7 protein-coding genes are annotated in these 6,569 nt (G+C 67.6%); 3 read left to right on the top strand and 4 right to left on the bottom strand.

Annotation, left to right across the window (positions count from 1 at the left end; all coding sequences use genetic code 11):
* Both tyrS and AC2VOP_RS04530 read right to left on the bottom strand, forming a co-directional pair.
* Window positions 1–1,168 (bottom strand): tyrosine--tRNA ligase (gene tyrS, locus AC2VOP_RS04535; protein ID WP_486959839.1); only part of this gene is annotated, 1,168 nt, incomplete at its 3' end.
* A gap of 19 nt (window positions 1,169–1,187) precedes the next feature.
* Window positions 1,188–1,796 carry a DNA-3-methyladenine glycosylase gene (locus AC2VOP_RS04530; protein WP_486959838.1) on the bottom strand — a complete coding sequence of 203 codons (609 nt, stop codon included), beginning with the start codon at window positions 1,794–1,796 and terminating at the stop codon, window positions 1,188–1,190.
* A gap of 57 nt (window positions 1,797–1,853) precedes the next feature.
* On the opposite strand from AC2VOP_RS04530, the gene AC2VOP_RS04525 reads away from it, so the two are divergent.
* From AC2VOP_RS04525 to AC2VOP_RS04515, 3 genes are read left to right on the top strand one after another with little or no spacing between them, the layout of a single operon-like run.
* On the top strand, window positions 1,854–2,618 hold the full coding sequence (locus tag AC2VOP_RS04525) for an ABC transporter ATP-binding protein (protein WP_486959837.1): 765 nt from the start codon (window positions 1,854–1,856) through the stop codon (window positions 2,616–2,618).
* Window positions 2,552–3,382, top strand: a complete 831-nt coding sequence (locus tag AC2VOP_RS04520; protein WP_486959836.1) for an ABC transporter permease — start codon at window positions 2,552–2,554, stop codon at window positions 3,380–3,382. The genes AC2VOP_RS04525 and AC2VOP_RS04520 overlap by 67 nt, the downstream gene beginning before the upstream one ends.
* Window positions 3,379–4,008, top strand: a complete 630-nt coding sequence (locus tag AC2VOP_RS04515; RefSeq protein ID WP_486959835.1) for a TetR/AcrR family transcriptional regulator — start codon at window positions 3,379–3,381, stop codon at window positions 4,006–4,008. Before AC2VOP_RS04520 ends, AC2VOP_RS04515 begins: the two co-directional genes overlap by 4 nt.
* On the opposite strand, the gene AC2VOP_RS04510 is transcribed toward AC2VOP_RS04515, so the two are convergent.
* Both AC2VOP_RS04510 and AC2VOP_RS04505 read right to left on the bottom strand, forming a co-directional pair.
* The gene (locus AC2VOP_RS04510) at window positions 3,974–4,198 is read right to left on the bottom strand and encodes a Trm112 family protein (protein ID WP_486959834.1); all 225 of its coding nucleotides are present in this window, start codon (window positions 4,196–4,198) and stop codon (window positions 3,974–3,976) included. The genes AC2VOP_RS04515 and AC2VOP_RS04510 overlap by 35 nt on opposite strands.
* Window positions 4,195–6,569, bottom strand: a 2,375-nt coding sequence (locus tag AC2VOP_RS04505) for an AMP-binding protein (RefSeq protein WP_486959833.1), incomplete at its 5' end; no start/stop codon positions are given. The genes AC2VOP_RS04510 and AC2VOP_RS04505, both read right to left, overlap by 4 nt.

Genomic DNA, 6,569 nt, shown 5'->3' with positions numbered 1-6,569 from the left:
AAACCCCGCCCTCGCCCACCGTGCGCCGGGCCGCACCCTTGCTCGCCGACAGCCCGGTGGCCACCAGCAGGTCGACAATGCCGTCCGGTTCACCCGGCGCCAGTTCGGCGACCCGGGTCTCGCGCAGCGCCGCCGTCAGTGTTGCCTCGTCGAGTCGGGTCAGCTCGCCGCGGCCGAACAGCGCCTGACTGGCCAGCTCAGCCGCCTCGGTGGCGGCCGCACCGTGGACCAGGGTGGTGAACTCCCGCGCCAGCCGCCGCTGCGCGGCTCGCTCCTGCGGCCGCGATTGCGTGGCCTGCGCCAACTCTTCCAGCTCGTCGGCGGAGCAGAACGTGAACCACCGCAGGTAGCGGATGACGTCGGCGTCGGCGGTATTGATGAAGTACTGGTACCAGGCGTAGGGACTGGTCATCGCGGGATCGAGCCACAGGCTGCCTCCGCCGGTGGACTTGCCGAACTTGGTGCCGTCGCTGGCCGTCACCAGCGGCACCGTCAGGGCGTGGACGGTCGCCGCCAGCTTCTGGCGCACCAGCCGCACCCCGGCGATGATGTTGCCCCACTGGTCGGACCCGCCGATCTGCAGCGAGCAGCCGTACCGCCGGTGCAGCTCCACGTAGTCGTTGGCCTGCAGCAGCATATAGCTGAACTCGGTGTAGGAGATTCCTTCGCCGTCCAGGCGCCGCCGGACAGTGTCACGGTCCAGCATCACGTTGACCGAGAAGTGCTTGCCGACATCGCGCAGAAACGCAAGCGCCGGCACGTCGGCCGTCCATTCCAGATTGTTCACCACGATCGCACCGGTCGGCGTGTCGTCGAAGTCGACGAAGCGTTCCAGCTGCCCGCGGATCCGCTCGGCCCACCCGGCCACGGTGTCGGCGGTGCTCAGGGGTCGCTCACCTGCGTCGCGTGGGTCACCGATCAGACCGGTGGCCCCGCCGGCCAGCACGATGGGCCGGTGCCCGGCACGCTGAAAGCGACGCAGCGTCAGCAGCGGCACCAGGTGTCCGGCGTGCAGGCTGGGCGCGGTGGGGTCGAAGCCGGCGTAGACGGTGATCGGCCCCCGGCGAACCTCCGCTGCCAGCGCGTCCGGGTCGGTGGATTGGGCGATCAGCCCACGCCAGCCCAGCTCGTCGAGAATCGTCGAAGACCGAGAAGACGCAGTACCCATAGGTTCAGATCTTCCCGGATCAGTCGCTGTCGCCCGGCACCGGAGCGCGTGGACTGCGTTTGTACGCCGAAACCTCCGGCCGGCCAGTCAGCCACAACCGCCACGACCGGTCGGCGGCGTGGCTGACACCCACCCGCGGGCCTTCGCTGGCTGTCACGGCCTCGTTGAGCTGCAACCGCACCGGACTGCCCGGGTCGAACAGGTCGATCCCGTTGTCCTCCATCGTGATTCCCAATGCCGAACACAGGTTGCCGGGCCCACGTGCCAGCGCGGTGTCGCGCGCTCCGCCGCGCCGGGCGCGAGCCGCCGCTATCCCGCCCTCGACCATCCCGGACCGCAGCAGCACCGCGGCAGCCGCCCCGTCCGGGCCGCAGACGACGTTCGCGCACACGTGGATCCCGTAACTGCGGTAGGTGTACAGGTGCCCCGGCGGCCCGAACATCACCCGGTTGCGTTCGTTGGGCCCTGGATAGGAGTGCGCCGCCCGATCCGGCCAGGGGCCGTCGGCGACGCCGCCGTACGCTTCGACCTCAACGATCCGGACCCGCACCCCCCGGCCGGTGACCGTGGCGCCGAGCACCCGGTGGGCGGCGGCGACCGGGTCGACCGCCAGCTGGTCAGCGTCCATCGGCGATGATTCTGCCCGATCCTTGACAAGGCGATTGCCGAGGTGGATATTCATCATATGATGATTTCACCATACGGTGAATTGTCTGACCGCGGTGCCGGGCCGGCGGTGGACATCGATCACTTACGAGTGATTCGCGGTAAGCGCCCGGCCCTGCACGACGTGTCGGTGCGGATTGCCCGCGGCACCATCACCGGCCTGCTCGGCCCGTCCGGCTGTGGCAAGACCACCCTGATGCGCTGCATTGTCGGCACCCAGATCGTCACGGCGGGGTCGGTCACCGTTCTGGGGAAGCCGGCGGGAACGCCCCAGCTGCGCCGGCGGATCGGATACATGCCGCAGAACCCGACCATCTACGACGACCTGCGGATCGTCGACAACGTCGGTTATTTCGCGTCACTGTACGGGTTCGACAGCCACACCGCCGACGCCGCTATCCAGCGAGTGGGCCTGACCGGCCAGCGCACCGCCCTTTGCGGCAACCTTTCCGGCGGCCAGCGCACCCAGGTCTCACTGGCCTGCGCGTTGGTCTGTCAACCCGATCTGCTGGTGCTGGATGAACCCACGGTGGGCCTAGACCCGGTGTTGCGAGTGGAACTCTGGGAGCAGTTCAACAACCTCGCCCGCGACGGGATCACCCTACTGGTGTCCAGCCACGTGATCGACGAGGCCGACCACTGCGCTGACCTGGTGCTGATGCGCGACGGCCATCTGGTCGTCCACACCAGCCCGACTCGACTACGAGAGGACACTGGATGTCCGTCCCTGGAAGACGCGTTTCTGTCCATGATCACCCGCGACACCGCGCGCCGAGCCGGCTAGGCTTACCCGCCTCCGTGAAGGCGTCTGTCGCGACCACGGCGCGGATCCTGCGCCAACTGTCGGCCGACCATCGCAGCATGGCGATGATCCTGATGGTGCCCGTGCTGGTTATCACGTTGATGTACTTCATGTTCGAAAATGTCACGGGGATCCCCGGAACCCCGTCACCGTTCAACACCGCCTGCCTGATCCTGCTGGGCCTTTTCCCGCTGTTTCTGATGTTCGTGATCACGTCGATAACGATGCAACGGGAGCGGGCCTCGGGCACCCTTGAACGCATCCTGACCACGCCGCTGCGCCGGTTCGACCTGCTGGTCGCTTACGGCACCGCATTCTCGATCGCCGCAGCGGCGCAGGCGTTCGTGGCCTGCGTCGTGTCGTTCTGGTTCCTTGGGTTCGACACGAAAGGCAGCCCGCTATGGGTGTTTGTGATCGCGATCGTCAACGCTGTTCTCGGTGTCGGACTCGGCCTGTTATGTAGTGCGTTCGCCCGCACCGAGTTTCAGGCAGTGCAGTTCATCCCCCTGGTGATAGTGCCGCAGCTGCTCTTGGCCGGCATCATTGTGCCCCGGGCCCTGATGCCGACCTGGCTGCAGTGGATCAGCAACGCGCTGCCGGCCAGCTACGCTCTGGAAGCGCTACAGCAGGTGGCCGGGTACCCGGAGCTGACCGGCATCGCGGTGCGCGATGTCGTCGTCGTGCTGGTATTTGCCATGGCTGCACTAGGTCTCGCGGCGGCGACCCTGCGTCGGCGGACACCGTGACGACGGCCCGCCATGCGCACCGGAAACGACCCGGACGTCCACCGGGTACCACCTCCGACACCCGTGCCAGAATCCTGGCTAGCGCGCGGGAATTGTTTGCCCGCAACGGTATCAACAACACCTCGATGAGGTCGGTGGCTACGTCCGCCGGGGTAGATTCGGCACTGGTTTATCACTACTTCGGAACCAAACAACAGCTCTTCGCCGCCGCGATTCAACTCCCGATCGATCCTATGCAAGTGATCGAGCCGCTACGGGAAACTCCCATCGAGGAGCTCGGCCTGCGATTGCCCTCTGTGCTCCTGCCGCTGTGGGATTCCGAGCTGGGTGCCGGGCTGATCGCGACGCTGCGGTCCACCCTGGCCGGTGACGACATCAGCTTGGTGCGCTCGTTCTTTCGCGAGGTCGTGGTCAGCGAGTTGGCTGCCCGAGTCGACGATCCTCCGGGCACCGGGATCATCCGAGCGGAGTTCGTCGCCACCCAGTTGGTCGGTGTGGTGATGGCCCGCTACATCATCGGCTTGGAGCCGTTCGCGTCGCTGCCCGTGCAGCAGATCGCGACGACCATCGCGCCCAATCTGCAGCGCTACCTCACCGGGGATCTGCCGGTCGCGCCCGCGCCATGAGCCGGGCGTGCTCGTCGTCGTCGACGTCGCGAGCCTCATCGACCAGCAGCAGTGGGATGCCGTCTTCGAAGCGGTACGCGCGGCGCAGCCGCGGGTTGTAGAGCAGCTCCCCGTCGGCCTGCTCGATCAGCAGCAGCGGGCCCCGATCCGCCGGGCACGCCAGGATGTTCAACAGGGTTTCGTCGATCATGAGCGCTTCCCGATCAGCTGGGTGCGCGCCGCCGCGGTCAGCCGTTTGAACTGGCCACTGCCGGTGTCGAAATACCAGGCGTGGCGGCCGGGCTTCGGGATTCCGGCATCGCGCAGGTCGCCGATCTGCGGGCGGTACGCCGCGCTGAGTGTCAGCTGCGGCACCACATGCACGACGTCTGGCCCTAGCCCGACGGGCATATTCGCCACCGCCTCGCTCAGGTCCGCGGCGGTGATCGTCGCACCCGGCCGCAACGTCACCGCCGACACCACGATCTGCTCGCCATGGGCGGGTACCCCGTATGTCACTACCAGGTCGACACCGGTGACCAGGCCCAGCGCATCGGTGATCGGCACCGCGTAGACGATGCCGCGGGCGGTGTGCAGCGCTGCACTGCGCCCGCCGATCAGCCAGTAGTCGCCGTCACCGTCGCGCCGGAATAGGTACTCGGTGGACACCCAGGTGTCCGCCGGGGCGAAAACCCCGCGCTTCACCGACGCGGCCGGGTCCACCGGCCCGCGAGGCCTGGCGAGCAGCACCCCAACCTCGTTGGCCGCGGCGATCTGCACGAAGCCGTCGTCGTCTTCCAGAATCAGGTCGTTCTCGGGGTCGTAACCGGCGAGCTCGACCTCACCGGCGCCGGGAAGCGGACGGCCCTTGCTGCCGACCTTGGCCCCGGACACGTTGGCCAGTATCGCCTGACCATCGGTTGTGGCGAAAAATTCCACGACCTGGGCCGGGGCGAACGCGTCTATCACCCGGCGCCACAGGCCGGTCGGCATCCCCGAACCGATGAACAGCCGCACCGGGTGATTGCCGTATAGGACGAACTCAGGATCGTCGATGACCTCGCGAAGCATCGCCCAGATGTAGGTCACCACGGTCACGCCGTACTGGCGCACCTCGGCGGCGAACCGGTCCGGCCGCAGGCCACGGGACAAGGCGATCCGGGTACCGCCGACCACCGCAGCCCCCAGGCTGACCAGCAGGCCGGATTCGTGGTGCAGCGGGGTGAGGCAGTACACGGTGTCGCTGCGGCCGAGTGCGGCCGTCGACGCGGTGCCGAACGCCGACAGCGCCCAGCGGTAGTTGGTGATCTGCTTGGCGACCAGCTTGCCGGCGACCGTGCTGAATGCGATGAACGCCAGATCGCGGGCGTATCCCGGGTTCGGCCGATACCAGCCGGGCAGCTCGACAGTGTCCGGGTCGATCTGTTCCATGTCGATGACCTGGCCGGTTGCGAAGGCGTCTCGGGGAAGGCGCAGGTCACGCGACTCGCCGCCGCCGAGCACCAGAACCTGGCAGGGCGATTGGCGCGCCGCAGCAAGCGCCTTGTCGAGGTTGATGGGGTCGGTGATGATCTCGGCCACTCCACCGATCCGGGTGGCCGCGACCAAGTCCGCGTCAGGCGGCATCAACACGGCGACCGCACCCAGCCGGGACAGCGCGGCGATGGCGACCAGGGCACTGGGCCGCGTCTCCATCAGCACACCGACGTGAACGCCTTGGCGCACCCCGACCTTGATCAGACCCCTGACGACATTGTCGATCCGCCGGTCGACGGCCTGATAGGTGTGCACTCGCCCGTCGAACAGCAGGAACTCCCCGTTCGGCGCGGAGTCGGCCTGTTCGCCGATGATCCGACCAAGGGAGATTCGGGTGTGGTCGTTGATCTGGCCCAGCCGGGCCAACCGCGGCAACGTCCGGGCTGTTTCGACCGCCATGGTGCGCACCGATTTGTTCGCCGCGACGACGGCATCGGCGGCACCGCGGGCCAGAGCGAGCGCCATCTCGGAGGCCTCCCCCAAACCGTGCGCGATCCGGGCGCCGATCGCTACGCCGGTGTCGGTCTGCTCGGCCGGTTGGTCGGCCATCGGCACCACGCCCGTCGGCACATCACCCTGACCGGACAGCCACAGCACCCAGTCGGCGACCGTCGGCCAGGTCAGCTCGGCCGCTTTGGATCCGACGACCAGCCCGAAGTGCCCCGCTCGCAGCAGGTACTCGTACACGTCGGCGTTGGGTGCCGCGCGCCGGATGCCGCGCACCGCTGCGGGTTGCCCGATGTCATCTACCTCACCGACGAAAGCCAGCACCGGACAGGTGATGTCGGTCAGCGTCACCAGTTGTCCGTTGATGGCGAAACCGCCGGTCATCATCCTGTTGTGGGCAATGACCTGCTTGAGCAGCTCGGAGATCGCCGGGCCCGACCACGCGATCCAGCCTTCGGACCCCAGAAACCGGCGCTGCGCTTCGCGCGGCAGCAGGGCCTCGCGGTCGTGCAGCTGGCGCAGGAAGTCTATCCGGGCTTTCGCGCTTTTCAGCGGATCCATCAGCTGGAATCCGGTGCGGGCCAGCCAACTCGGTATGT

It is taken from the genome of Mycobacterium sp. TH-M106 (assembly GCF_057473765.1).
The sequence above is the reverse complement of the archived record's forward strand: the minus strand, read 5'-3'. Positions and strand labels throughout refer to the sequence as shown.

Bases quoted from the DNA above. Each gene is read 5' to 3' on its own strand.
- AC2VOP_RS04510 (WP_486959834.1), bottom strand. From the start codon at position 4,198: ATGATCGACGAAACCCTGTTGAACATCCTGGCGTGCCCGGCGGATCGG.
- AC2VOP_RS04530 (WP_486959838.1), bottom strand. From the start codon at position 1,796: ATGGACGCTGACCAGCTGGCGGTCGACCCGGTCGCCGCCGCCCACCGG.
- AC2VOP_RS04525 (WP_486959837.1), top strand. From the start codon at position 1,854: ATGATGATTTCACCATACGGTGAATTGTCTGACCGCGGTGCCGGGCCG.
- AC2VOP_RS04520 (WP_486959836.1), top strand. From the start codon at position 2,552: ATGTCCGTCCCTGGAAGACGCGTTTCTGTCCATGATCACCCGCGACAC.